Source organism: Psychrobacter sp. TWR1-1-1, assembly GCF_049895865.1.
GTDB classification, from domain to species: Bacteria; Pseudomonadota; Gammaproteobacteria; order Pseudomonadales; family Moraxellaceae; genus Psychrobacter; species Psychrobacter immobilis_A.
In genome coordinates this window covers 206,280-231,483 of the sequence record NZ_JAFCTE010000005.1, presented here as the reverse complement: position 1 = coordinate 231,483, position 25,204 = coordinate 206,280, and the positions used below count along the sequence as shown (strand labels likewise).

The 25,204-nt window shown below is 42.1% G+C and carries 22 protein-coding genes; 8 read left to right on the top strand and 14 right to left on the bottom strand.

Annotated elements, in window-relative coordinates; translation table 11 throughout:
• Nucleotides 1-241 precede the first annotated feature (241 nt).
• The gene (locus ACP69U_RS07330) at nucleotides 242-1,957 is read left to right on the top strand and encodes a DUF262 domain-containing protein (RefSeq protein WP_201502596.1); all 1,716 of its coding nucleotides are present in this window, start codon (nucleotides 242-244) and stop codon (nucleotides 1,955-1,957) included.
• Nucleotides 1,958-2,056: 99 nt separating this feature from the next.
• Here ACP69U_RS07330 and ACP69U_RS07325 read toward each other — a convergent pair whose 3' ends face one another.
• From ACP69U_RS07325 to msrA, 3 genes are all read right to left on the bottom strand, one after another.
• Entirely contained in the window at nucleotides 2,057-2,770 is a 714-nt protein-coding gene (locus tag ACP69U_RS07325) for a DUF1499 domain-containing protein (RefSeq protein WP_426138226.1), read from the bottom strand.
• Between the two features lie 81 nt (nucleotides 2,771-2,851).
• Nucleotides 2,852-3,505 (bottom strand): thiopurine S-methyltransferase, encoded by a 654-nt coding sequence (gene tmpT / locus ACP69U_RS07320; protein WP_045455567.1) that lies wholly within the window; start codon nucleotides 3,503-3,505, stop codon nucleotides 2,852-2,854.
• 171 nt (nucleotides 3,506-3,676) lie between these two features.
• Nucleotides 3,677-4,198: a peptide-methionine (S)-S-oxide reductase MsrA gene (gene msrA, locus ACP69U_RS07315; protein WP_045448022.1), complete on the bottom strand. Its 522-nt coding sequence runs from the start codon at nucleotides 4,196-4,198 to the stop codon at nucleotides 3,677-3,679.
• Nucleotides 4,199-4,401: 203 nt separating this feature from the next.
• On the opposite strand from msrA, the gene cmoA reads away from it, so the two are divergent.
• From cmoA to ACP69U_RS07300, 3 genes are read left to right on the top strand one after another with little or no spacing between them, the layout of a single operon-like run.
• On the top strand, nucleotides 4,402-5,202 hold the full coding sequence (gene cmoA, locus ACP69U_RS07310; protein WP_426138225.1) for a carboxy-S-adenosyl-L-methionine synthase CmoA: 801 nt from the start codon (nucleotides 4,402-4,404) through the stop codon (nucleotides 5,200-5,202).
• A gap of 50 nt (nucleotides 5,203-5,252) precedes the next feature.
• Nucleotides 5,253-6,314 carry a tRNA 5-methoxyuridine(34)/uridine 5-oxyacetic acid(34) synthase CmoB gene (cmoB, locus tag ACP69U_RS07305; protein ID WP_426138224.1) on the top strand — a complete coding sequence of 354 codons (1,062 nt, stop codon included), beginning with the start codon at nucleotides 5,253-5,255 and terminating at the stop codon, nucleotides 6,312-6,314.
• A gap of 37 nt (nucleotides 6,315-6,351) precedes the next feature.
• On the top strand, nucleotides 6,352-7,485 hold the full coding sequence (locus ACP69U_RS07300; RefSeq protein WP_426138223.1) for a DUF1176 domain-containing protein: 1,134 nt from the start codon (nucleotides 6,352-6,354) through the stop codon (nucleotides 7,483-7,485).
• Between the two features lie 155 nt (nucleotides 7,486-7,640).
• Here the strand turns inward: ACP69U_RS07300 and ACP69U_RS07295 are convergent, their stop codons facing one another.
• Nucleotides 7,641-7,859: a DUF2788 domain-containing protein gene (locus tag ACP69U_RS07295; RefSeq protein WP_045448016.1), complete on the bottom strand. Its 219-nt coding sequence runs from the start codon at nucleotides 7,857-7,859 to the stop codon at nucleotides 7,641-7,643.
• A gap of 727 nt (nucleotides 7,860-8,586) precedes the next feature.
• On the opposite strand from ACP69U_RS07295, the gene argS reads away from it, so the two are divergent.
• From argS to ACP69U_RS07280, 3 genes are all read left to right on the top strand, one after another.
• Complete coding sequence (gene argS / locus ACP69U_RS07290) at nucleotides 8,587-10,416, top strand: arginine--tRNA ligase (protein WP_426138222.1); 1,830 nt, start codon at nucleotides 8,587-8,589, stop codon at nucleotides 10,414-10,416.
• A gap of 102 nt (nucleotides 10,417-10,518) precedes the next feature.
• On the top strand, nucleotides 10,519-11,334 hold the full coding sequence (locus tag ACP69U_RS07285; protein ID WP_426138221.1) for an SPOR domain-containing protein: 816 nt from the start codon (nucleotides 10,519-10,521) through the stop codon (nucleotides 11,332-11,334).
• A gap of 145 nt (nucleotides 11,335-11,479) precedes the next feature.
• On the top strand, nucleotides 11,480-12,574 hold the full coding sequence (locus ACP69U_RS07280; RefSeq protein WP_193008519.1) for a PTS transporter subunit IIC: 1,095 nt from the start codon (nucleotides 11,480-11,482) through the stop codon (nucleotides 12,572-12,574).
• A 102-nt stretch (nucleotides 12,575-12,676) separates the two neighbouring features.
• Here ACP69U_RS07280 and ACP69U_RS07275 read toward each other — a convergent pair whose 3' ends face one another.
• The 6 genes from ACP69U_RS07275 to rdgB all read right to left on the bottom strand — a co-directional run bounded on the left by ACP69U_RS07275 (nucleotide 12,677) and on the right by rdgB (nucleotide 20,285).
• The gene (locus tag ACP69U_RS07275; RefSeq protein ID WP_087814797.1) at nucleotides 12,677-13,627 is read right to left on the bottom strand and encodes a c-type cytochrome; all 951 of its coding nucleotides are present in this window, start codon (nucleotides 13,625-13,627) and stop codon (nucleotides 12,677-12,679) included.
• A gap of 330 nt (nucleotides 13,628-13,957) precedes the next feature.
• On the bottom strand, nucleotides 13,958-14,968 hold the full coding sequence (locus ACP69U_RS07270) for an SDR family oxidoreductase (protein WP_314885090.1): 1,011 nt from the start codon (nucleotides 14,966-14,968) through the stop codon (nucleotides 13,958-13,960).
• A gap of 225 nt (nucleotides 14,969-15,193) precedes the next feature.
• A complete protein-coding gene (gene clpX, locus ACP69U_RS07265; RefSeq protein WP_087814795.1) occupies nucleotides 15,194-16,507 on the bottom strand; it encodes an ATP-dependent protease ATP-binding subunit ClpX in 1,314 nt (437 codons plus the stop codon).
• Nucleotides 16,508-16,621: 114 nt separating this feature from the next.
• Nucleotides 16,622-17,251 carry an ATP-dependent Clp endopeptidase proteolytic subunit ClpP gene (gene clpP / locus ACP69U_RS07260; protein WP_045448048.1) on the bottom strand — a complete coding sequence of 210 codons (630 nt, stop codon included), beginning with the start codon at nucleotides 17,249-17,251 and terminating at the stop codon, nucleotides 16,622-16,624.
• A gap of 523 nt (nucleotides 17,252-17,774) precedes the next feature.
• Nucleotides 17,775-19,118: a trigger factor gene (tig, locus tag ACP69U_RS07255; protein ID WP_193008522.1), complete on the bottom strand. Its 1,344-nt coding sequence runs from the start codon at nucleotides 19,116-19,118 to the stop codon at nucleotides 17,775-17,777.
• Between the two features lie 513 nt (nucleotides 19,119-19,631).
• Nucleotides 19,632-20,285: an RdgB/HAM1 family non-canonical purine NTP pyrophosphatase gene (rdgB, locus tag ACP69U_RS07250; RefSeq protein WP_426138220.1), complete on the bottom strand. Its 654-nt coding sequence runs from the start codon at nucleotides 20,283-20,285 to the stop codon at nucleotides 19,632-19,634.
• Nucleotides 20,286-20,843: 558 nt separating this feature from the next.
• Here rdgB and ACP69U_RS07245 point away from each other — a divergent pair.
• On the top strand, nucleotides 20,844-21,473 hold the full coding sequence (locus ACP69U_RS07245; RefSeq protein ID WP_045448006.1) for a superoxide dismutase: 630 nt from the start codon (nucleotides 20,844-20,846) through the stop codon (nucleotides 21,471-21,473).
• Nucleotides 21,474-21,584: 111 nt separating this feature from the next.
• On the opposite strand, the gene ACP69U_RS07240 is transcribed toward ACP69U_RS07245, so the two are convergent.
• The 4 genes from ACP69U_RS07240 to ACP69U_RS07225 all read right to left on the bottom strand — a co-directional run bounded on the left by ACP69U_RS07240 (nucleotide 21,585) and on the right by ACP69U_RS07225 (nucleotide 24,483).
• Entirely contained in the window at nucleotides 21,585-22,310 is a 726-nt protein-coding gene (locus ACP69U_RS07240; protein WP_426138219.1) for a hypothetical protein, read from the bottom strand.
• Nucleotides 22,276-22,482 (bottom strand): hypothetical protein, encoded by a 207-nt coding sequence (locus tag ACP69U_RS07235; protein ID WP_426138218.1) that lies wholly within the window; start codon nucleotides 22,480-22,482, stop codon nucleotides 22,276-22,278. Before ACP69U_RS07235 ends, ACP69U_RS07240 begins: the two co-directional genes overlap by 35 nt.
• A gap of 76 nt (nucleotides 22,483-22,558) precedes the next feature.
• Nucleotides 22,559-23,377, bottom strand: a complete 819-nt coding sequence (locus tag ACP69U_RS07230) for a DUF72 domain-containing protein (RefSeq protein WP_426138217.1) — start codon at nucleotides 23,375-23,377, stop codon at nucleotides 22,559-22,561.
• Nucleotides 23,378-23,463: 86 nt separating this feature from the next.
• Entirely contained in the window at nucleotides 23,464-24,483 is a 1,020-nt protein-coding gene (locus ACP69U_RS07225; protein WP_426138216.1) for a polyprenyl synthetase family protein, read from the bottom strand.
• Nucleotides 24,484-25,204: the final 721 nt, after the last annotated feature.

Here is a 25,204-nt window from a genome sequence, read left to right as displayed (position 1 = left end):
AATCTCATTGGTAAAGAAAAGGTATCGAAGTAAGCTGTTACTATAAATTGACGGTGGCGTGAGGTTAGGAGAGGGTTTAAGTGAAATGACTGCTTCAACTAAAGTTGTTTACTCACATTAACAGGTCATATTATTTATCCTAGCGTTGTTATACTATTAATAGAGTTACAAAACCTACAACCATAAATAATGTTACTTTTCAAAATACTGAATTAATCACTTAATCCTTTTAGGAAAAACTATGACAATGAATTTCAATACGACAAATAGCACTTTTCGTCAGTTATTAGGTAATGGTTTACGTTATAGCGTACCTCCTTTTCAGCGTGATTACTCATGGTCAGACCTAGAGTGGGAAGAGCTATGGCAAGATATAGAAGCACTATTTATCGAAGATGCTGAATCTGCACATTATATGGGGTATTTGGTACTGCAAACTACAAATAATAAACAGTTTGATATTATCGATGGTCAGCAGCGATTAACAACACTTAGTATTCTAATACTAGCAGGTCTAAGTTTTTTAAAAGATATGGTAAGTAATAGTGTTGACGCTGACCGCAATGGCCAACGTTTACATCAGTTGAAAAATGACTATATTGGCTATACTGACCCAGTTACTCTGATTGAAACACCAATCCTAAAGCTGAACAGGCACAATGATAAGTATTATCGTAATCACTTAATCACACTGGATAAGCTGCCACAACGTGGATTACATGCTTCTGAACATAGAATTCGTAAAGCTTTTGATTGGTTTAAAAATAAAATTAAGCAGAAGTTTGGGATGGAAACTTCTAGTGGTCAGAATTTTGCACAGTTTCTAGATGATTTAGTAGATAAATTGTTTTTCACAGTTATTACTGTGAACGATGAGCTCAATGCTTTTAAAGTATTTGAGACGCTCAACGCGCGAGGTGTTCGTCTTTCTTCTACTGACCTATTAAAAAATTATTTATTCTCTTTAGCTAGTGCTGACGAATTGCATGATACTCAAATAAAACACTTAGAAGAGCGGTGGGAAAGCATTGTTACGTTATTAGGAAACGAGAGTTTTCCTGAATTCTTAAGAGTCTATTGGAATAGTAGACATAAACTCATACGCAAAACAGATTTATTCAAAACGATTCGTAAACATATTAAAAGTAAAGAGGACGCGTTTAAGCTGGTTAAAGAAATTGAGTTGTCGGCTGACGCTTATACTGCCTTAAAGGATATACAAGATGTTCGATGGTCGGAAGAATCAAAGTATTTGAAACAATTAAGTATGTACAGGGTTAAACAACCTTTCTCGGTACTACTTGCAAGCTATGAAAATTTTTTTGAAAGTGATAGAAAAGGATTTTTATCAATCGTACGTGCGATAAGCATATTGTCATTCCGTTATAATGTAATTTGCAATAATCCACCTAATGAACAAGAGCGATTTTACAACAAAATAGCAGTAAGAATTGAATGCAAAGAGTTAAGCTCTGCAAGCTTAGTAATTAAAGCGTTAGATGAAATCTATCCAAAAGATGAGGTTTTTAAAAGTGCATTTGCGGCCAAGCAACTAAAAACTACAGACAATCGCAATAAAAAAATTGTTCGTCACATTCTATGTGAAATTGAAAAAAATGTTAGTGGAGTTGGTAGAGATGAAAATGATGATAAATTTAATATCGAACATATCTTACCTGAGAATCCCGATGACTCTTGGGAGGATATTGACGATACTAAGATTGACTCGATGACTTATCGATTAGGTAATATGACTCTGCTGGAAACTAGTAATAATCGTGAGGCATCCAATAAGTCATATCAAGAAAAATTAATGATTTATTCTAGAAGTAGTCTAACTATGACTCAAAATTTACCGAAAAATTATACTAAATGGAATTTAAATAGCATTGACAGCCGTCAGAAAAAGCTAGCAAACCTTGCCACTAGTATTTGGAAGATATCAGAATTATCTTAAAACTGTAATAGATATTAAAAATAATCTTATTCAAATAAGATCGACTATTCCAAGTATTTCTAAAGCCTCAAACCAAGTTTGAGGTTAAGCTGCACCCAACTACTCCCCCAAAACCCCATCCAACTCTTCAATCAACTTATGAATACGCACCGCATTTTTGCCCAAATCGCTCCCACCAACCCGTGACTTGCTACGAATATCTACTAGACGTTCACTACTGTTATCCGTAATACGCACGACGACATCATCTTTAAAACCGAACCAAGCAGTCGTATCGGTCGCTTCAATGACACCTTTGTCAGCATCGATATTGACAAGCTCCCAACCTAAATTATCGATGGCTTGTTTGGTTGCCTCAATCAACTGAGATTTTGACTGGCTATAGCGCAATGTTTGTAATTCAGGGTAGGCGGCGCGCTGCTGCGTTGCAGTCTCTACACCTGCATACTCAACTGGGTTTGGTGCATTAGCGCGCAGTGGGGCAATGGCCACAAATTCAGGTGGATTCACTAGGTCGGTTGAAATATCGTGAATGGGCGGTACGTTTTTGGCGGTATTCATCATGCTTAGTGGAATAGCAATGGCAATGATAGCAAGCGCTGCTGATGTTAATACGCTACCAAGGCTAGCCGTGTCTCGTTTAAATAAAAGCTGTATGCCTAATAGTACCAATGCTGCGATACCAGCAAATACACCAAACTTAAACCCTGCAAACGCAGTCGCTAAATCGACTAAGCCAAACTTGTACAGCGGACCTGCGAGCGTGACTAGCAAAATAGAGATTAAACTTATCAGCCCAACGAATATTTTCATTCAATTTCTCCATCATAATTTAGTACTGATTAATCGCTACGCAAACGGGCTTATTAACGACTCATTTCATTTATTAACCACTTATTTCAATAGCCAAACATGCTCCGAGACTGTTAGCTCAGGTGCCGATCCTATAGAAGTAGGTTCACTCGTCAGTTCGCTGATATGATAGTTATCGCCATAATATTGCTGTATTTTCTCGCTACTGATAGAGAACGGCGGTCCCGCTTTTTTGCTTTGGTCATAAGTGAGAGTGATGATAAATTGTGGTGCATGACCACTTATTTTACATATATGCTCGCTATACTTCGTACGCATATTTTCTGGCAGCGCAATCAATGCGGCTTTATCATACACCGCCTTTACAGATCCGATATCCTCAGATAACAGTGCAAAAATATCAGCAACCCATAAGGTAATGGTTTGTCCTGACAACTGACCTTGATAGTATTTAATGGCTGGATTGTCTGTATGCTGGTGCACAGTAGGGGAGATATTCTGCTCAGCAAAAAATGCTTGTACCGCTGTTTCCACCAATTCAACGCCTACAACGTCGTAGCCTTGCGCTGCCAGCCAAGCCATATCAATCGATTTACCGCAAAGAGGAACAAAGACACGGCTACCAGCTGGCACGTTTAACTGCTCAAAGCACCTCATTAATAATGGATTCACCGCAGACTGATTAAAGCCAATGCGTTTCTCTTGCCAGCGGCTGTGCCAAAATTCAGCGTTCATACCTTCGCCTTTATTCGTTGAGGGTTATATTTGAGTTGTTTCTATCATAACTGTTTGAGTGAGAATGCTAAAGATGTTAAAAAGCCAAACGCTAATACAATAAGCGTTTGGCTATAATGAAATACCAAGATGTTTTTTTATTCTAAATAAAAATTATCTTCATTTTGTCGTTTAGCTCACCATATATTGACTAAACTCTTTACGCAATTTGGCAAGCTTTGGCGGTATGGCAAAGTTACAATACCCTTGTCCTGGATTCTTATTAAAGAAATCCTGATGGGTCTCTTCTGCTTGATAAAACTCAACAGCTGGATGTACTTCAGTGACCACATTGACGCCCATATCGCGCAGTTTGTTGATAGTGCGGTCAATCGTTGGTTTCTGATTTTCTTCGGTATAAAAAACCACGCTGCGGTACTGGCTGCCGACGTCATTGCCTTGACGATCCATTGTGGTGGGATCATGGGTGGCAAAGAAAACATCAAGTATCACTTCTAACGGGACGATAGAGTCATCAAACTCGATTTTGATGACTTCAACGTGCCCTGTATTGCCACTACAGACCGCTTCGTAGTTGGCAGAAACAGCGTCACCGCCCATGTAGCCTGAGACGACAGATTGCACACCTTTTACGGATAAAAATACCGATTCAGTGCACCAAAAACAGCCGCCACCCAAAATAATGGTTTGCATAATCTTTCCTATTTTTATAAATATAAAATGCGAGCCAAGTGTTTTTTACTTAGCAATACGTATTTAGCTTAGCAGGGCATCTGACCGCGATAAGTAACAAACAGTAATGTTATAATGGGCTTTTGCTACGTCGTGCCGCTTTCAGCTAATAATGACAAGCAAGACCATCAATTATTTCCTAATTTAAGTTCTATCATCACAAAATGAGTCGCACCATGAGTCAATCTAAGCCTGCTATTGTTAAACACGACACCCTATTTGACAAACCGTTTACCACGCCACTCGATAAAGCGGCTCGCTTCTCCTTTGATGAGCAAGTGGTGGCTTGTTTCCCTGATATGATTCGTCGCAGTGTGCCCGGTTATGGTCAGGTGCTAGCGATGTTACCCATATTTGCCCGACGCCATTGTAAGTATCGTCAACAGAGCGATAATGGTCAGCGCGTCAGTCGAGTGTATGATTTGGGCTGTTCACTTGGCGCAGCAAGCATGACGTTGGCGGGTGAGTTTGAGCCGCAAGATTTGCAGATTAAGGCGATTGATATCTCACCAGCGATGAAGACCGAAGCGACCACGCTACTGAGTGAAAATTATCCTGAGCATGACATCGAAGTGATTACCGCTGATATTCGCGATGTCGAGCTTGAGCCGTGCGATATGGTGATTTTGAACTTAACCTTACAGTTTTTGCCCGCTGCCGATAGAGTCGCAGTATTAGAGAAAATTTATGCAGCGTTAAGTGAAGGCGGGATACTGGTATTAACTGAAAAAACCCATGCTTTTGATGAGCAATATGATGCATGGTTGGTTGAGCGTTATTACGACTTCAAGCGTGCCAATGGTTATAGCGAGATGGAAATCAGCGGCAAACGTAATGCGTTAGAAAACGTATTAATTACTGATACCTTAGACGAGCATCATGCGCGCCTGAGTGATGTTGGATTCGAGCGTCATCTCACGTGGTTTCAGTTTTTAAACTTCGTCTCTATTGTGGCGTTTAAATAATCCTTATTTTTAACACAGTTGTTTTTTGATCAATACGGTAACCTGCTTCTATGCTTAACAACACTATCACCCACGCCGAACGCGCATTATATTTAACCTTGTTTGAGTTAGCCCAGCAACAGCCGAGTGTTTATGAATGGCTGACGCGCTTGCCAACATGGTTAAATGATATCAAGGACAAAGCCAACTACGCGCATGCACCTGCTTATCAAGCCTCGGTAGCACGCTTGCCAACATTAACCGTCAATAATGTCGATCTAAACAGTGATGTCCTGACGATTGAGGCAAATCTTAGTGAGTCTCAGCGCAAACAAACAATGGCATTATTAAAACAGCTGATGCCTTGGCGCAAAGGGCCTTTTCAAATTGGTGGTCAGCTCGAAACTCAAATTGATAGTGGTCAGAATGAAGACCAACAAGCCGCGCCAATATTGATTGATACCGAATGGCACAGTGATTGGAAGTGGCAACGAGTCGCACCGCATTTGGGTAATTTAAAAGGTCGTCGCGTATTAGATGTAGGCGGTGGCTCTGGCTATCACGGCTGGCGTATGGCTGGCGCTGGCGCGGATACGGTCATTATCATTGATCCGTCTTGCTTGTTTTATCATCAGTTTATGGCGATTCGTCATTTTGTCGGGGCTGCTGATAGCTATAAAACGCATTATATCCCCGTACCACTTGAAGCATTGCCCGAGCACAGTCAGCTGTTTGATACTGTATTTAGCATGGGGGTGCTCTATCATCGCCAATCGCCGTTTGAGCATTTACAACAGCTTAAAGGGCAGTTGGTCAAAGGCGGTGAATTGGTGCTTGAAACCTTGGTTATCGAAGGTGATGCCAATACCGTACTGGTGCCCCATGACCGCTATGCCCAGATGAATAACGTGTATTTTTTACCATCAGTCGCGGCATTGATAGGCTGGCTAGAAAAAGCAGGATTCTCAGACGTACGTTGTATCGATGTGGCAACGACTTCTATCGATGAGCAGCGCAAAACAGAATGGATGACTTATCATTCGCTAGCCGACTTCTTAGATCCTAATGATTCTAGCAAAACGCTTGAAGGCTATCCTGCGCCGATGCGTGCGACTTTGATTGCCAAAAAGTAGCGCGTGCGTACTGTATCACTCATAGGGAATATGGACAGTGAAAAAATTAACGATTTTGCTCAGCGCTATGATGGGCTTGCTGCCATTGACGTCCATATCAGCTCATGCTGCCTATGGTACGCCATTTGAAGGGTGGGGCTTTGTGCAGGATGATTGGCAAGTGGTTTGTGATAATACATTGACTTGTCGCGCAGCAGGTTATGCAGAGGAGGATCAGTTAGATACTTCTGCCTCAATATTGCTCACAGTATTACCTAAAGTTTCTTTACCAAGTGCCACAGTACAGTTTTTACCAGAGGTTCCAAAGCAGAATAATACCGAGGCTGAGCTTTGGTTAAATGGTAAGAACTATGGCGAGATACAGGCAGATGCGGACGGTTACGCCTATGATTTAACCACCAAGCAAACTCAGCAACTTCTGAGTCATTCGCGTCAAAATACTAAGATAGAGATAAGAGCGGGTGGTAAAAATTGGTCTATTAGCGACAAAGGTATGAGTGCCGTGCTGCTAAAACTTGATGAGGTACAAGGCAGAGTGGGCACGCCAATAGCATTGGTAAGTCAAAACCACACAAGTAAGCAAATACCGAAATCCGCTAAGCCAAAGCCAATCATCAAAAAGGCATTCTCGTATTCAGAAAAAGAAAATAAGACACTATCTGCATCAAAACAGGCGTACTTTCAGGTCAATATAAACAAGTGGATCGATATTGATGCCAAGGAGCTTATAGGCTCTGAAGATGATATGGGAGACTGTGAGCTGATTAATCCAAAAACCGAAGTGTACCAACGAATGCAAGAGTATGGTTCTGATAGACTGGATTGGACGTTTACACCCGTAGATGCCACCCATACGCTTGCTAGCCATCTGTGCTGGCAAGGCGCATATAATGAGAGTTCGGGTTATTGGCTTATTAATCATGACAAACCAAGCAAGCCAAAACTGATCACTACGGCAGGCAATGACTATTCTGATGGCGAGATTTGGGCTGTGCATAAAGATCGAGGGGTTGGTGATTGCTGGAATCATGCGATATGGGTTTGGAATGGTCAAACATTTGCCAAATCGGGAGATTCCAGCTCAGGAATGTGCCGAGGCTTTGCCGGTGGTGCGTGGGATTTACCAACTTACGTGAGTGAAGTCGTAAAAAATGATAGCAAGGCTCAGTGAGTGATATTCTGATAGGAATGATTGACACACTATAAAGTGAAGCCGTCATGAGCCATGCATTTTTTAATTGATTATTTAACCGTCTATTTACAGTGATAGGCGAGTTATTTATTACCTATCATTGACAGTGAAGACACGGCTTAATTATATAAAAATTATATCAACCACCTTTTAAAAGCGACTTCCAACAATAGCTTGAGTAAGAAGCCCACAAACCCTGCGCCTAGTGCTAAGAAAATCCAAAATGTGCCCGCGCGCCCAGCTTGAGATTCTTTAGAGATATCCCACATAATAAAAAATAAGAAGGCGATGAATATGGGTAGTAAAACATACAATCCCCAACTGGTAACTGTACTGGCAGCAATAGCAAACATGGCATAATCCTATAAAGTAGTAACGCCGTCTTTATTTATTTCTATTATTTTATGGATCTTTTAATAATAATTGCCTTCAAAATGAAGTATCACCATTCATGATATAAGCAGTAATCCATAAAATAAGTCAGAAAAAAGCAGGCAGCAATACAAACCGTTATTATAACGCGGAAGCGAGCAGGTATAAACTGCTGCTAAGTAGGAGACAACAGTAACGCTACAATTTGCAGGGCTGACTGATCGGTAACAGCGCTAAATGCTGATCTATTTAAAATATTTTAATCTGACTTATCGTGAATTAAAGCACAGGCAACGCGTCTGTTAGGACGTGTCTTCAATTAAATCGATTAACCTCTAAATGGGCTAAAAATGGCTAAATTTTGCCAAACATCGTCAAATAGCTTATCAATATCTCGATATTATTTGCATTACTTTCCTTGTTTAGCGGCAATTTATCTCCTTTTTATCACCATTTTTACAATGAGGACACGACCTAGTCACCTAAATTATCAGTGTTAACTGTCATAACCGTAAGATTTTAGTGCTAATTTTGGTGCACATAGTGCAATGCAGGGCAAAGATTGTTATATTTACAGGTTACTTATCTTTTTTGTATTATTTTATCCCCTGCAATGTCGGTCGCTATTATAATAGGCAGTTATTGGCTGCTCGCATTCGCCACATTTTATACCGTTTTTGTTGTTTATTTAACTGAGTTCAAATCCTTATGTCACAAGCCCAAATTGATACACTTGCATCACTATTTAACGATGCGATTCAAACCCTACAAGCAGATGGCACGTTACCAAGCGATTGGCAAAATAATAGCCAAATCACCCGTACTAAAGACTTAAGCCATGGTGATTTTGCCAGTAATATTGCGCTGACAGCGGCCAAAGCTGCTAAGGTCAATCCACGACAGCTTGCCGAAAAAATCGTCAATGCGCTGCCTGAAAACCAAGACATTCGCCAAGTAGAAATCGCAGGTCCAGGCTTTATTAACGTGTTCTTAAATGCGGAAGCCAAGTTTGCGGTATTAGATGATATCTTTGCCTTGCAAGATCGCTTTGGTTTAAGCGATCAGTTTGACGGGCAAAAAATTCAGGTTGAGTTTGTCTCTGCCAATCCAACGTCAAGTTTGCACGTTGGGCATGGTCGCGGTGCAGCGTTCGGTATGAGCGTGGCAAACTTGCTGGAAGCGATTGGTTATGACGTCACGCGTGAGTATTATGTCAACGATGCGGGTCGGCAGATGGATATCTTGGCGACCAGTACCTATTTGCGTTATCTGGAAACCAACGGTGAGGAAATAATCTTCCCAGTCAATGGCTATCAAGGTGATTATGTCAGTGACATCGCCCAAACGTTAAAAGCGCAACACGGTGATCATTACGTTCATAGCTTTGCAGCAATCGCCAAAGATGTGCCAGCAGATGCTGAGTTTGAGATTAATGCGGACGGCGAAAAAACACTGCTATCAGGTGACAAAGAAGCGCATATTGATGGCTTGATTGCCAACAGTAAAGCCTTGCTTGGTGAAGGTTATGAGCTGTTTTTAAATGCGGCATTGAGCAGTATTTTAGCCGATATCAAAGATGACTTAAATGACTTTGGTGTGCGCTACGAGTGCTGGTTTAGCGAACGGTCTATTGATAGCGATATTGAGCCAGTCTTGCAAACCTTAGATGAAAAAGGCTATCTATACGAAAAAGACGGTAATATTTGGTTTAAATCAACCGATTTTGGTGATGAAAAAGACCGTGTTGTGCGCCGTGCCAATGGTCAATCTACTTATTTTGCCTCTGATATTGCGTATCACAAAAATAAATTTGATCGCGGTTTTGATAAAGTGGTCAATGTTTGGGGTGCCGATCACCATGGTTATGTGCCACGCGTAAAAGCCGCTTTATTGGCGCTTGGTATTGATGCTGAGCGTTTAGATGTGGTGCTTGTGCAATTTGTTGCACTATGGCGTGGCAGTGAAAAAGTGCAAATGTCCTCGCGTTCAGGTCAATTTGTCACCCTGCGTGATTTACGTGCCGAAGTTGGTAACGACGCCGCGCGTTTTTATTATGTCGCCCGTAAGCCTGAAGTGCACATTGATTTTGATTTGGCGCTGGCTAAATCACAAAGCAAAGACAATCAAGTGTATTACATTCAATACGCGCATGCTCGTGTTTGCCGAGTATTAGAAAAGCTACAAAACAGTGGTCTTGTGGTAGACGATGCGATTGGTTTAGAACATCAAAACTTACTTAGCGCACCAAACGAAGACGAGCTGATTAAATTATTAGCAGGATATCCAGCGACATTATTACGCGCCGCGACGGGTTATGAGCCACATGTCTTGACCAACTATCTTAAAGAGTTGGCAGCGCTATTTCATGGTTGGTATGACAGCAATCGCATTTTGCCAGTGAGTTTGACCTCAGGTGAGACACCAAGCTTGGATGAGATGGAATTGATGCAAGCCCGTTTGCGTTTGTCTAAAGCCGTACGTCAAGTATTGGTCAATGGTCTTAGTTTGTTAGGGTTGTCGGCACCATCTAGCATGTAGTTTTTTTCTATTATATAGTAACTTTCTAACATGTAGTATGAGTATAGATGACTGCCAGCCATAATTTGATGATAGTTAGATTCAGTAGGGAGAACCAGATCCATGCTAGCCAAAAAACCTAAAGGTGCGACTGAAAAACGCAAAACAAGTAGCGTATCAGGCTTATTGTGGATGTTTGTTGGGGCTGTATTGACCCTTATGATAGGGGTATTTATATACTTGTCACCATTATTTGATTTCAGTCCCTCTGACAGCACCGCTGGTAATGATCCTGATCGTCAGGTACAGCCACGTGTCGACACTGATACTGATAATGGTGATTATGAGTTCTATGATATTTTGCCCAATCAGGAGATGGCGACTATTCCTGATGAAGATATTGCTGAGACAGGCAATGATCGCATAGGGGATATCAGTGCCTTTGAGCCTGATGTAGTGGTGACTCAACCTGAAGATGGTTCAGCCAGTCGCAATGATGATACTGGTAACTTTGGTATCTCTGAAAACACAGTGATTGCGCCCAGTCGTGGTAATAGCGCTGCTACCAGTAATAGCGGCGATGACATTGTGATCGTTGAAGAAGACGCGACCTATGATGGATCGACGCCTGCTAGTAGCAATAATACGTCCACCAATAATGCAGGCTCAGGTACTGCTAGCGTTCAGGCTGCAAAACCTGCGGCAACTTACATTTTGCAGATCAACAGCTTCGGTGATGCGGATGAAGCAGATCGCCGCCGTGCTCAAGTGTTGATGGCAGGTGTAGACGCTCGCGTGGTCAAGAATACGACGGGTAATGGTATGCCAATCTATCAAGTTATTTCTCGCCCGATGAATAACCGCCAAGCAGTAACCACTGCTCAGCAGCGCCTACAGAATAACGGTATTGACTCCATTATTGTTGAACAGCGTCGTTAAGTTGCGCTGTTTAATGACAGTTATAGTTCTTTATGAATAATAAAAAAAGCGTCGCAATGACGTTTTTTTTATCTCTGATTTTTAGCAAAGTTATTTTTCTGTTGGTTTATTACCTTTCATCAAAAATTTTATAAAGAGCATGGCTATGACAGTCTCTCATTTAGCAACACCGCTTACTGGCTTTATTAAAGCATTTTTCCAAAAGTATTTTATTGATGCGTTTACTGGTATGGCTTTAGGGCTATTTGTCACATTGATTGCTGGTCTAATCATCTCGCAAATCGGTGGCTGGTTAGATTTGCCCGCATTGGTTGCGGTGGGCAAGCTTGCCTCAGTACTAATGGGTGCGGGTATCGGAGTAGGTATCGCCTATTACCTTAAAGCACCGACGCTCGTCATGCTCAGCTGCTTGGTGGCGGGTATGCTTGGCGCACACTCTGAAGCATTAATGGCAGGGACGTTATTTACGCCCCAAGTAGGCGGACCTGCGACCTTTGCCGCCTTACCGGGCAATCCGATAGGGGCGTATTTGACCTCGGTATTTGCTTATCGTGCTGGTACTTGGGTCGCTGGCAAAACCAAGCTCGATATTCTATTGGTTCCTTTATTGGTATGCGCGGTAGCATTAGCAGTTTGCGCCCTATTGAATCCACCTATCGTCGCTGCGGTCGCTGCCATTGGTCAAGGTATTCAAGCGGCCACTGAGTTACAGCCTCTGTTAATGGGTATTGTGATTGCAGTGGTGGTGGGTATTTTATTGACATTGCCAACGTCCAGCGCTGCTATTTGTATCGCAATTGGGCTTGGTGGCGTAGCAGGCGGGGCAGCAGTGGTAGGCTGTGCGGCACACATGATTGGTTTTGCCGTTGCAAGCTTTAAAGACAACGGCGTCAGTGGCGTAATATCTCAAGGTCTGGGCACCAGTATGCTACAGATTCCTAATGTATTAAAAAAACCGCTGGTGTTGTTGCCTGCTGTGATTGCCAGCGCCATCGTTGGTCCTATTGCGACAGTAGGTTTTGGACTGGCATGTACAGCAACGGGTGCGGGTATGGGTACCGCCGGATTGGTCGGCGTATTTGGAGTGATTGAAGCGTCACAAGAAATCATGAGTAGTACTCAGTTATGGACAGCGATTATTTTGTTGATGTTTGTATTACCTGCCCTAATTGCAGGGGTGGTCGCTCATGTGATGCGCCGCGTGGGCTGGCTGGTTGATGGTGATATGAAATTGCCTTAAATTAGAGATAAAGGACGCAAATCGTCCTAACTGTCCATAATAAAAAAGCCCAGCTATTAAATAACTGGGCTTTTTTATGGTAATTTTTAAAGGTGCTTAAAACTAGCGGCGTACATCTTTAGGGGCATCACCATTGGGCCAGTCTTTGTCTTTGTTGGCTTTGATAGGTCGCGGCAGATGGGTAAAGTAAGCGGCAATATCGACCGCTTCTTGGTCACTAAGCGAGTTACCTTGACCAAAGGGCATTTTGCCTTTGATAAAGGCCGCTGCTGTATAAGTTCGCGCCATACCTGCACCATCGTTGAAGGACTTGTCTCCAGCTACTGCTGGATAGATATAAGTGCCATCGTCATTATATTGACCTTCGCCATTTTCACCATGGCAAACGCTACATTTTTCAGCAAACAGCTTTTTGCCATTGTCCGTATTTGGCTCTAAAGTTTTGTCTACCTTAACAAAACCGCGACCTTCAGGCGAGACGCCATAAGGCAAGCCCTGTGATAGCCAGCTCATATAAGACACCATCGCATTCATATCATCTGAACCTAGGTCAAGTGCTTTGCCATTCATTGAGCGTTCAAAACAGCCATTGATGCGCTCTTGTATTGAATTAACGCGACCAGCACGTGACCGATAAATAGGATAAATGCCCGGCATGCCATTCCAAGGCGCTGCGTAAGCCTCTGAGCCGTTACCCAAGTGACAGCTGGTACAGTTCAACTGGTTGCCGACATTGTCAGGCATCTCTTTATAAGTATGATTGGCGATTTGTAAGCCGCGACGTACTGCTGCGCCAAACTCATCATCTGGAATAGTGGATTCATCTGGCATGCTAACGGTCAGTTTGGCGCTTGGATTTGCAGCCATCTCGTCTTTAATTTCTGCGGCACGTGCCTCAAGTGACTTAACACGGGCTAATGCTTCAGCTTCTTCGACACGGTCGACAGCCTTAGTATCTGATTCACTACAGCCTGACAGGCTAACTGCACCAATAGCAAAGATAGCAGCCAGTAAAACGGAGGAAGAGGGTTTGACCCTTAAAAGTATTTTCATTGGAATATCCTTATTATCAAAAATAATATGTAATAATATATTTTTATGATAATTTAGCTGTCAAAATGACAGAAGTAATCTTAATTTTTGTGCAAAAAATCTGAATGAGTCATCAATCTGTAAGTTGCTAGAAACATAATTGTACCAAATATTAAATACTTAAAGTATATAAATAGATAAAGTGTTTTGGCTTTAGAGTGATATGAATTAATTTCATACCGTATGAAGAACGATATTGAAAGACAGTATTGAAATTCTATCGATCAAAAAAGCGCTTAAATATTATCAATATTTAAGCGCTTTTTTGTGGGCAAATACTCTTAGAATATATTATTTTGGTGTGCTTGGTTTTTTATGGCGGCGTGGTTTGAGCTTACGAGAGAGCGTATGGACATCGTTCAATATTTGACTGTATGTCGCTGGAAAGACACGCTGTACCGCGTCGATTATTTTGGCATCATTGCCAATCAGACAGCGCGGTTGATTGGTCGCGGCAGCCTGCAAAATAATCAAAGCGGCATGGCTTGCATCAAATTTCAGGAATTTATTAAAGCTCTTAATGGCTTTGGGGCCAGTACGCATGCCAATATCATTGATACTATCATTGCCACGGGCACTATTGGCAATATTGGTTTTAATTCCGCCGGGATGAATGCAGGTCGCTGACACACCGCAGCGCTGAATATCTAGCTCTTGACGTAAGCTTTCGGTAAAGCCGCGTACAGCAAATTTACTGGCGTTATACGCAGATTGTGATGGCTGCGCGGTTAAGCCAAACAGGCTTGAGATATTAATGATGTGACCATGCTCGTTAAATTGGCGCGATCTGTTTTTTTTGCTGCCATTCGTCGATTCGCTTTGTTTGACACTGCTTTTGATTAACGGTAAAAATGCTTTAGTGCCATAGACCACACCCCAAAAATTGATGTCCATCACCCATTCAAGCTCGCTAATGCTACTGCCTTCTACGGTCGAATATAGCGCCACGCCTGCATTATTAAAGATGAAGTTCACTTTGCCATGGTCTGTCATGACGCTATCTGCCCACGCTTCCACGGCTTTATTGTCTGAGACATCAAGTACTGTTATAGTCGCTTTGATGTCATAACCGACGAGCAATTCTTTGGTCTGTGCCAGTTGCGCCGCGTTGATATCGGAGAGCGCCACGTGGCAGCCCATCTTTGCTAAATGAATAGCCAACTCGCGCCCCATACCAGAGCCAGCCCCCGTAATAGCCGCGACATGATTATGATAATAAGGGGTAATATCTTGGTCTGTCGTGGTATGAAAAGGCAAGTGTTGACGTAATGAGGTTGCGATAGAAGTGACATTGTTAAGCATGATAAACAGTCCTTTGTTTCATCAGTGATAGGTGTTGGTAGCACATTTACCTTAGCATGCTTTGTGGTTTTAGCTATGAACGATTGATAGACGCCGCTGTCACTTTATCCATACATTGGCTGTCATAAAAGGATCATAAGTGAGCAGCCATAAAAAAACGTCTAGCATAAGGTATGCTAGACGCCTTTATTTCAATGACAGTTTTAATAAAGCTGATAACAACCGCTAAGCATCTATCGCTATTTGCTCTGAGTCGTCGGTAGAAAAGATGATTTCAGGTGTTTTACCTTCATTAATCACTTGCTCGTCGACGATGACAGTCTTGGCATTCTTCATAGAAGGCAACTCGTACATAGTCTCAAGGAGCGCATTTTCAACGATAGAGCGCAGTCCGCGAGCACCAGTCTTACGCGCCATGGCTTTTTTGGCAATCGCATCGAGCGCTTCTTTGGTAAAGCTAATGTCAGCGCCTTCCATATCGAATAGATACTTATATTGCTTAACCAAGGCATTTTTTGGTTCTGTCAATATCTGAACCAATGCGTCCTCGTCCAGCTCTGTGAGCGCAGCGAGAACAGGAAGACGACCGATGAGCTCAGGAATGAGACCAAATTTGATCAAATCTTCAGGCTCTACTTGTTGCAGTAATTCTGAACTGCGTTTGCTATCATCTTTTGAGCTGACATCCGCATTAAAGCCAATACCGCCTTTTTCTGTACGCTGCTGAATAACCGCATCAAGACCGGCAAACGCCCCGCCGACGATGATTAAGATGTTACTCGTATCAACTTGGATCAGCTCTTGCTGTGGATGTTTGCGCCCACCGTGCGGCGGAATGGCAGCAACCGTACCTTCGATAAGCTTTAGCAACGCTTGCTGTACGCCTTCGCCTGACACATCACGGGTGATAGACGGGTTGTCGCCTTTCTTACTGATTTTATCAATCTCATCGATATAGATGATGCCTTGTTCCGCTTTGCTCACGTCATAATCTGATGCTTGCAAAAGTTTTTGCACGATATTTTCGACATCTTCGCCGACATAACCGGCCTCGGTCAAGGTCGTCGCATCGGCCATCGCAAAAGGCACATCCAGTAAACGCGCCAAGGTTTGCGCCAGTAAGGTCTTACCAGAACCCGTTGGGCCAATCAGCAAGATATTGCTCTTAGCCAATTCAACCATGGCATCGTCAGCGCCAATCTTCGCTTTCTTGCTGTCATTGGCTAAGGTTTGGCTAACTTTTAGGCGCTTATAATGGTTATAGACGGCAACGGCTAGTGCTTTTTTAGCAGCGTCTTGTCCAATGACGTATTCGTCAAGCTTAGCACGCAGCTCTTTTGGCGTTGGTAGCTTTTTATTGACCCAAGACGTATCAATGTCGCTGTCATCATCGCCATCTTCGGCGCTGTCAGCGATTAAATCGGTACATAGCTCAATACATTCATTACAGATATTGGCATCGTCAGCGGCAATCAGCTGCTGTACATCGCTTTTGGCTTTGCCGCAAAACGAGCAATGCGGGGTGTTATCTTCTGCCATAAAAGGCGCTCCTAAAATTTAAAACTTACAAATATTTTGATTTTTACATCAAAGCCAAAACGTATAACGCTCAGGCTTTTGATGCCCATCAAAGCTTTTGCTCTTATGCGGTAATTATAAAGAAGTAGGGCGGCGCTCTAATACTTCATCAACCAGACCGTATTCTTTGGCTTCTTTCGCATCTAACCAAAAGTCACGCTCAACGTCTTTTTCAATTTTCTCTAATGGTTGACCAGTACGTTCTGCCAAAATCTCATTTAAACGGGCACGCGTTTTTAGAATTTCACGCGCATTAATTTCGATATCGGTTGCTTGACCTTGCGCGCCGCCTGAAGGCTGATGAATCATGACACGAGCATTGGCAAGAGAGTAACGTTTGCCTTTTTGACCAGCCGCGAGCAAGAACGAGCCCATGCTATAAGCACCGCCCATACAGATGGTTGACACTTCAGGTTTGATGAAGTTCATGGTATCAAAGATTGCCAAGCCTGCACTCACTGAGCCGCCTGGTGAATTGATATACAAATGAATGTCTTTGTCTGGGTTTTCTGCTTCTAAAAATAGCAACTGTGCGACGATTAGATTGGCCATATGGTCTTCGACTTGACCGGTCAAAAAGATAACGCGCTCACGCAATAGACGAGAGAAAATATCAAACGAGCGTTCACCGCGAGAGGATTGTTCAACGACCATTGGCACTAATGCTGCATGCGCAGCTTGAGGGGCGCTTTGGGTATATTGCATGCCTTGTGCGTCATTGTGCGCACTCATCAGCATATCAAAATGTGGGTTGGCAGTGATGCGATCATAATCTGTCATAAAGATGTCCTGTTTATAAGTACATAAAATAAAGGGATTGAAGCTAGCGAGCGGCTACGCTTGTATGGCTGCTCATCATGCTAGATGTTGCCGCTTTTTAATAATATTCGCTGGCTGAAATAATAAGCGCCAGATATCGCTAAAAATAATTGAGCTAATGGTAACTTTTTTATTGAGGCAATAGTAACTTTTTCATGTGAAAAATAATTTTCTATTTATAACATGAGTGCTATTAATAAAATGATTGACTCACTATTAATAAGGCGTCTGTAACCATTTATCAAGGGGCTTGGTGATAAACTGTCCATAAAGATAGCATATAAATCCCCAATAAAAATGCCCTAACACATATGTTAGAGCATTGCGTTAGAGCATTATGTTAGAGCGTGTTTAGATTGAGATTAGCAATTTGCCATTGAATGGCAAATTGCTAAGTTATCTCACTAAATTACATGCCTTGCTGCTGTTGTTGCTGTGCAGCTAATAGGTCTTGGTAGCTAACTTCTTTGTCAGTTACTTTACCTTGCTCAATTAAATAATCAACTACTTGGTCTTCTAATACCACAGACTCAATGTTAGCGCGCTGCTGCTTGTCATTGGTGTAGTATTCGATTACTTCACTTGGATCTTCGTAGTTTTCAGCCGCTTCTTTGATGAAGGTTTCAACGCGTTCTTGATCGACTTCTAAGCCTTTGGTATCGATAACGCGAGCAACGATGATGCCAAGACGGGCAGCACGTAGCGCTTGCTCTTCAAATAGCTCATTTGGTAGCATGTCTTTATCGAAGCTATCAGCATTGGCACCGAACTGCTGAGAAAAACGTTGCATCATCATGTTGCGTTGACGCTCGATTTCTTGCTCTAGCATGGCGTTTGGTACGTCAAACTCGTTCTTTTCTAGCAATGCGTCAAAAGTCGCTTGCTTAACTTGGCTACGAGCCGCGTTTTTGATTTCGCGTTCCATGTTTTTGCGAACGTCTTCTTTCAACTTCTCAACGCCGCCTTCTTTCACGCCGAATAGCTCAAGGAACTCTTCGTTGATTTCAGGTAGCTTAGATTTTTCAACCAATTTGACATTGATTTTGAACTGAGCTTCTTTACCCGCTAAGTTTTCAGCTTGGTAATCTTCTGGGAAAGTCACGTCGATAACTTTCTCTTCGCCAGCTTTCATGCCTTTGATACCCGCTTCAAAACCAGGAATCATCTGGTTGCTACCGATAACCAGTTTAAAGTCTTCAGCAGAACCGCCTTCGAATTTTTCGCCATCGATAGAGCCTTCAAAGTCAAAAGTTACTTGATTGCCTTTGTCCGCTTTACCTTTTTTCTCAACGAATTCTTCACGTTGCTTTTGAAGGTTTTCGATCATAGTGTCGACGTCTTCTTCGCTTACTTTAGCCGTGTGACGCTCAACTTCGATCTCATCGATACCTTGTACGTCTACTTCTGGGAAGATTTCAACAGTGGCTTGATAAACCAAGAAATCATCTTCAAGTTTTACGTCGTCGATGTTAGGCATGCCAACCGCGCGGATGTCTTCAGATTTGATCGCTTCAAAAACGGTATCACGGATCACATCGTTGATGACTTCTTGTTGAATGCCAGCACCGTACTGAGAGCGGATGTGTGACATAGGGACGTTACCCTTACGGAAACCGTCAATCTTGGCAGTTTTCGCAACTTGGCGAATACGACCTTCGACTTTGTTTTGAATTTTTTCGACAGGTACTTTAACTGTCAATTGGGTTTCTTTATTAGATAACTTGTTGGTTGTGACTTGTAAATCTGTAGCCATGTTAATTACACCTTTAGGATTAAATAGTACGTTTGATTAAATAGTACTTAGGGTTAAATGGTAATAGACAAACCGTGCCTCAAATTACGGGCGTGTACCATGGGTTGCCGTTGGAATAAATAGGGGATAGCGATAGCGCGCAATGTCAAAGTCAGTACCTTGAGCAATCGCCTTTGGTCACCACTGGCGCTGACTGATACTAAAATGTGAAACGGGTATCTTAGTAATAGGCGCTATCAGATATCAATCATAAACCGTTAATGCACCGAATAATAACGCTTTTTGGTGAATTATACAGACAAATAACGGCTTTCAACAAAATTTTAAAAGTAGAACAGTATAATCTATCTGTTTATTAAAGTAAAAATTATCTCTTTATCGTCCATCCCCTTTGAATATGCTACATCGTCAATCTCGCTTAGAGTACGATTTGTACCTCTGCACTAGACTTTCTTGTATCAGCATTAATAGCTAAAGGAATAAATTGAATCGACTATAGCTTTTAGGGGTTATCTACAACGGTAACTGCGCCAATAATTGCTGAATCGCTTGGCCCCGATGGCTAATGCTATTTTTATCAGCAGCACTTAAGCTCGCGGCGCTAGCTTGTAACTCTGGCAACCAAAACAGCGGATCATAACCAAAACCGCCATCACCATGCGCTGTCTCTAAAATCTCACCTTGCCATAGACCTTGCGCGATAATCGGTAGAGGATCATCAGCATGGCGCACCATCGCCAGTACGCAAACAAATAACCCTTTAATAGGCTCGTTAGCTTGCGCATCACGGATAGGCTGCAAGTCAGCGATGAGCTTGGCGTTGTTTTTGCCATCATTGCCATGTTCACCAGCATAGCGAGCGGAGTAAATCCCCGGTGCGTTACCTAATACTGGCACACATAGTCCTGAATCATCAGCAATCGCAGGCAGTCCGCTGATACGGCTGGCATGTCGCGCTTTGATAATAGCGTTTTCTACAAAACTTAAACCATCCTCAACTGCATCTTCGATATCAAGCTGTCCTTGCGGGATGATTGTCACATCCAAATCTGCCTCGGCAAACAGCCTTTTAAACTCAGCCAGTTTGCCTTTATTATTACTGGCGAGCACCCATTGATTATCAGGGGTCGATTGGGTAGAGGATCGTGAGGTATTCGTGGTGCTCATAGGGTTATTCCGTTATGTCATTATTAAGAATATGGTTAGTGAACGTATGATTATTGAAAGTATGATCAGTTTTTAAATTATAGCTGTCTCTTAATACCAGTTTCATCAGTTTATCAGTCAGCTAAGTGCCCTAGTACGATTGGCATGGCAAGGCATTCTGCGCTTAGTCTATAGACAACCAAAGGCTATACTAACAGTGTTATCCATAACATTTGGTAACTGATATTTGTCGCCACTGTTGCTATAATAGCCGCCAAGCTACAGTGAATGATATCTTATGGCTTGTGAATATTAAGTTAATAAATGCTTATAAAGTCAAGTACTTGGCTTTTGAGCAAACTGTAACGAAAGTAAGTTAATTTTGGATTCATAATAATACGTGATACTGTGTTAAACAATAAACGGTATTAAGCAATAACATTCATTTTAAACAATAAACTCAGCCAATTTAGTCCGCCATTTTATCGTGTTTTTTATCATGTAAAAATAGCGTAAAATTCAGTTTCTATAATGAGTTTTTATCAAATGACGGCTAAAAACAGCAAGGATAAAATAACTATGTCAAACATTACTTTACCAGAGCTACCATATGCAAAAGACGCACTAGAGCCACATATCAGTGCCGAGACGCTAGAATACCATCACGACAAGCATCACAATGCCTACGTGACTAAGCTCAACGAATTGCTACCAGGTTCTGGTCTAGAAGACAAAACATTGCCAGAAATCATCGTAGCAACTGCTAAAGATGACAGCAAACAAGGTATGTTTAACCAAGCAGCCCAAGTATGGAACCACACGTTCTATTGGAACTGCATGACGCCCACCAATGGTGGCGGCGAACCTACTGGCGATCTAAAAGCTAAAATCGAAGAAGACTTCGGTAGCTATGATAAGTTCCGTGAAGAGTTCAAAAACGCAGCATTGACTCAGTTCGGCTCAGGTTGGGCATGGCTAGTCGCTGATAAAGTCGGTGGCAAATTGTCTATCGCCAAAACGGCTAACGCTGACACGCCACTTGCACATGACCAAATCGCGGTATTGACTTGTGATGTATGGGAACATGCGTACTATATCGATTATCGTAACCGTCGTCCTGATTATGTCGACACGTTCCTAGACAAGCTAGTGAACTGGGACTACGCAAATGCTAAATACAAAGGTCAAGATGCTGGTGTTGAAGAGTAATCTTTAAGACTTAAGGTTTTGGTTAATAAAAAAAGGACGCTGAGAGGCGTCCTTTTTTTTGGTTGAATGGATTAATATTGTTTATGTGTATTGCTATTTTAATAGTTTGAATTAATCACAATTTATTAGCAATAATGAAGGTGGTTCTGACATTAATTCGCCATCATAGCTTGATTCTAACTGATTAATTAAATCCATTGCTAACAATGATTCGTTATTTGTGATTTCTAAATGACTGTACAATACTGTACGTAACCAGCCTCTAAATATATTTCTGTAGTTTACGTCTTCTCCGCTTACGGTATTTTCCGGTTCGATAGGAGTTCCTACTTCTAAATTGTATAGAGCCTTCGCAAAAGTAAACAAGCAGCACGCATACGTACATTCAGCATATCCATTAATCCTCCTTGAAGATTTTAATGTTTTGGTTTTTAGTTTTGCATATTTATGCTTAGGAGAACTTAATGGTTCAGCAGCATCTGCTGACATATAAAAAAAACCGTAGTTCTTGCTAGAAATCTTATAGAATACGCCTAACGAACCAATCGAAGGTAATATTGCTCCACTTAAAATCTCAGGGTGACAAGCAAAAGGTGTGTATGGAATTACATGTGGCCGTCGAGATAATAAATCCCATTGTTCAAGATTAGCTTTGAAATCGGTATAGGGAATTGAGTTAGGAAAACCATTACATAAATTTAAGTGTTTATCATTTGATTTCTTCGCTTGTAATAGCGTCGCACGAGCTTGAAATTTAGGGTTATTTTTATATGAGATAATTAATAAATCTGATATTTCACACCTAGCAGGTGCACGCCCCCCAGCTACCTTGACCATTAAAAATAACTTGATGTTTCATTCCATGAAACTCTTCAACTTTGAAAGAACTACCTATAGAATGAAAGCTTCTCATTAAAGCCCTAAACTGTTGAATTTCAGAAAAATTAGATTTACTAGATTCAGTATTCCAAGCTTTTTCTAGTTTTGCTGCGAATAGTGAAGCTTGCAATTAAATCTCCTTTAAGGATGATAAGCCTATTAAGCTTTTTATTTAATTTCCACGTTAGAATATATCAAAACTATTCCTACAACACCTCAAACCCAAACTTATCCAACGCTTCTCTTAACATCGCAATATTATAATACGCATGCGAATTGACAGTGTTTTGAAAGAATATATAGAGCGTATCAAAATGCTGACGCTGATTGGCAATCGCTTGCGCCCAATCCTGCATTTCACCTTCGCTATAACGATAATCATGACGGTCGGCAGCGCTCATCGCATCCCACCAGTTTAGATTATTACCATGCATACGCAGGTAGCCAGTACGCTCAGTGAATATCAGCCGTGACGGCGGTAGACCGCTGACTTTGGGATAATCAACGCTACACCAAATCAGCTCTTGTTTGACGAAGCTATCGACCACTTGCGGGGTGTGCCAGCCATTATGACGAAACTCGACGGCTAATGGATAATCCTTAAACCAACTCACGAGGTTAGCCAGATATAAGCGGTGTTCGCGAGTACGATCAAAGCCGTGCGGGAACTGTAATAATAGTGGTGCTAGAGCATTGGCTTCGATAAGTGGCGTGAGCGCAGTAAGGAATGCTTGCGCGTGTTCGGCAGTACCTTTACGTGCATGAGTAAAGTCTTGATGGAGTTTGACAGCAAATTTTAATTCACTATTTGCTTCGGTGTAGGCTTTATTGACCATACCTGCAAAGGCTTTTTGTCCGATGGGCGCATAGAAGGTGCTATTGATTTCTACTGCACCGTATTGTTTGGCGTACTCACGTAAGAAGTCCGTCTTTTTGGTGCCAGTTGGATACAGTGTGCCGAGTAAGTCGGTATCGCTATAGCCGCCAGTACCAAGATAAATACGCGGAGTAGGGACACTATCCATTTTGACCACCCTTTGCTATTTTTGCTGATTAAAAGATTTAGCGTGTTGTATATAAGGCTGTTTTTACACGCCTATTTAATTATTGGCTATTTCTTACGCGCCCAAAGCCATTCGATTAGTGCCATCAGCGCATCATTCTCTGTATTACCACTCAGTTCACGAGTAAGTGCCGCGCGTCCATCGTCAAATAGCGATTGCGCGTAGCTAGTGGCATTATCGACACCCATCAATTTCACATAGGTAGATTTATCTAATTTTTCATCACTGCCCGCAGGTTTGCCAAGCGTATCGGTAGAGGTGGTGACATCCAAAATATCGTCCTGAACCTGAAAGGCGAGACCAATATGCTGCGCACATTCTTGCAATGCCATGCGCTGCGGAGCCGTCGCACCAGCACAGATACCGCCCATTAGCATTGCTGCTTCAATTAAGGCACCGGTTTTATCACGGTGTATAGCTTCTAAATCGCTTTGTGAAATGCCAGTAGTGGCTTCGGCATTGAGATCAAGCATTTGACCGGATACCATATGTCTGGCACGCGGGGCAAATATAGCAAATAGCTGGCTTGCGATTGCTGAATCAAAAGGCGCGAAGGTTGGCAGCTCAGCAGTCAATACTTCAAAAGCTAACGTCTGTAATACGTCACCTGCTAGCAGTGCGGTAGATTCTTCAAAGACGATATGCGCGGTTGGCTGACCACGGCGCAGCTCGTCATCATCCATACAAGGCAAATCATCATGTACTAACGAATAAGTATGCAGCAATTCCACTGCCAACGCAGCGCGTCGACACATATCATAATCTGAATCGCTTTCTAACAGAGTTTCTAAGTCATAATCGCCATCGATAATTTTTTCATTATCAGTGTCATTATGAGCATTAGTACTAGCAAAGGCGCTAGCAACCAATAACGGACGCACCAATTTACCAGTACCTGTCATCACATAACGGCAGGCATCAAGCAATGGGCTTGGCAGCTCAGCATAAGCGAATAATACGTCGATATCTTGGCTAAGTTGCACGCGCACATCGTGATGAAACTGCTTGGTATTATTAAAAGGCATAAAGCTAGCATCTGCAAGGTTTGGCGTAAAAGAAACAGTCATAATCCAACCATCTATCAGGTGAATAGTAAAAATATCGTTAGTGTAGCATGATAGATTATATTCCTTCTGCCACACGTCGCATCCATGAATCATTTTTTACGCTTTAAGGTTAAAAAACGGTTTGAACCACTGAAAGACGATAAACGGCCGTTGTTACGTATTGGTGATGTAACTTAGTGGCTGAATATGTTTTGATAAGAGGTCGCGTTAAGTGTTTGCTTTTCACGCGCTAATTGCACTATACAAACAATCACTTAAGGCAGATTGCTAATCAGGTAAAGGGCTGCTGTCGATTTAAGAGTGACTTGCGAGTATGGTATTAGCTTGTGACAGTCGGGGGCATAATCCCCTACACTAATTGGCGTGAAATTAGTATGGCGATTAATCAGTGATGTTTTACACCATTATTTAATCGAAAAACGACTACCAGACCAAGTCTCAATCAATAGCGACAACGGTAGTAATATAATATAAGTATATAGAACATCAGTACATAGCTATAAATGTACAAGCATAAGCGCTGGATAATAAAGATATCTGCACTGTTTAATCTGGCTGGTTTTTATTAAAGCGATATCACAAGCAACATCACGACGACGTTGCTTGTGATAATTGCGATAAAAGTACAGATTAGCGGTGCTATTACCCATTTTTCTAACAATAACTGGCTATGACCTTTAATTTTAAAACTTTTAATTTTAAAACGTAGCTTTCGTTATAT

Bases quoted from the DNA above. Each gene is read 5' to 3' on its own strand.
- ACP69U_RS07330 (WP_201502596.1), top strand. From the start codon at position 242: ATGACAATGAATTTCAATACGACAAATAGCACTTTTCGTCAGTTATTA.
- ACP69U_RS07325 (WP_426138226.1), bottom strand. From the start codon at position 2,770: ATGAAAATATTCGTTGGGCTGATAAGTTTAATCTCTATTTTGCTAGTC.
- tmpT (WP_045455567.1), bottom strand. From the start codon at position 3,505: ATGAACGCTGAATTTTGGCACAGCCGCTGGCAAGAGAAACGCATTGGC.
- msrA (WP_045448022.1), bottom strand. From the start codon at position 4,198: ATGCAAACCATTATTTTGGGTGGCGGCTGTTTTTGGTGCACTGAATCG.
- cmoA (WP_426138225.1), top strand. From the start codon at position 4,402: ATGAGTCGCACCATGAGTCAATCTAAGCCTGCTATTGTTAAACACGAC.
- cmoB (WP_426138224.1), top strand. From the start codon at position 5,253: ATGCTTAACAACACTATCACCCACGCCGAACGCGCATTATATTTAACC.
- ACP69U_RS07295 (WP_045448016.1), bottom strand. From the start codon at position 7,859: ATGTTTGCTATTGCTGCCAGTACAGTTACCAGTTGGGGATTGTATGTT.
- argS (WP_426138222.1), top strand. From the start codon at position 8,587: ATGTCACAAGCCCAAATTGATACACTTGCATCACTATTTAACGATGCG.
- ACP69U_RS07285 (WP_426138221.1), top strand. From the start codon at position 10,519: ATGCTAGCCAAAAAACCTAAAGGTGCGACTGAAAAACGCAAAACAAGT.
- ACP69U_RS07280 (WP_193008519.1), top strand. From the start codon at position 11,480: ATGACAGTCTCTCATTTAGCAACACCGCTTACTGGCTTTATTAAAGCA.
- ACP69U_RS07275 (WP_087814797.1), bottom strand. From the start codon at position 13,627: ATGAAAATACTTTTAAGGGTCAAACCCTCTTCCTCCGTTTTACTGGCT.
- ACP69U_RS07270 (WP_314885090.1), bottom strand. From the start codon at position 14,968: ATGCTTAACAATGTCACTTCTATCGCAACCTCATTACGTCAACACTTG.
- clpX (WP_087814795.1), bottom strand. From the start codon at position 16,507: ATGGCAGAAGATAACACCCCGCATTGCTCGTTTTGCGGCAAAGCCAAA.
- clpP (WP_045448048.1), bottom strand. From the start codon at position 17,251: ATGCAATATACCCAAAGCGCCCCTCAAGCTGCGCATGCAGCATTAGTG.
- tig (WP_193008522.1), bottom strand. From the start codon at position 19,118: ATGGCTACAGATTTACAAGTCACAACCAACAAGTTATCTAATAAAGAA.
- rdgB (WP_426138220.1), bottom strand. From the start codon at position 20,285: ATGAGCACCACGAATACCTCACGATCCTCTACCCAATCGACCCCTGAT.
- ACP69U_RS07245 (WP_045448006.1), top strand. From the start codon at position 20,844: ATGTCAAACATTACTTTACCAGAGCTACCATATGCAAAAGACGCACTA.
- ACP69U_RS07240 (WP_426138219.1), bottom strand. From the start codon at position 22,310: ATGGTCAAGGTAGCTGGGGGGCGTGCACCTGCTAGGTGTGAAATATCA.
- ACP69U_RS07230 (WP_426138217.1), bottom strand. From the start codon at position 23,377: ATGGATAGTGTCCCTACTCCGCGTATTTATCTTGGTACTGGCGGCTAT.
- ACP69U_RS07225 (WP_426138216.1), bottom strand. From the start codon at position 24,483: ATGACTGTTTCTTTTACGCCAAACCTTGCAGATGCTAGCTTTATGCCT.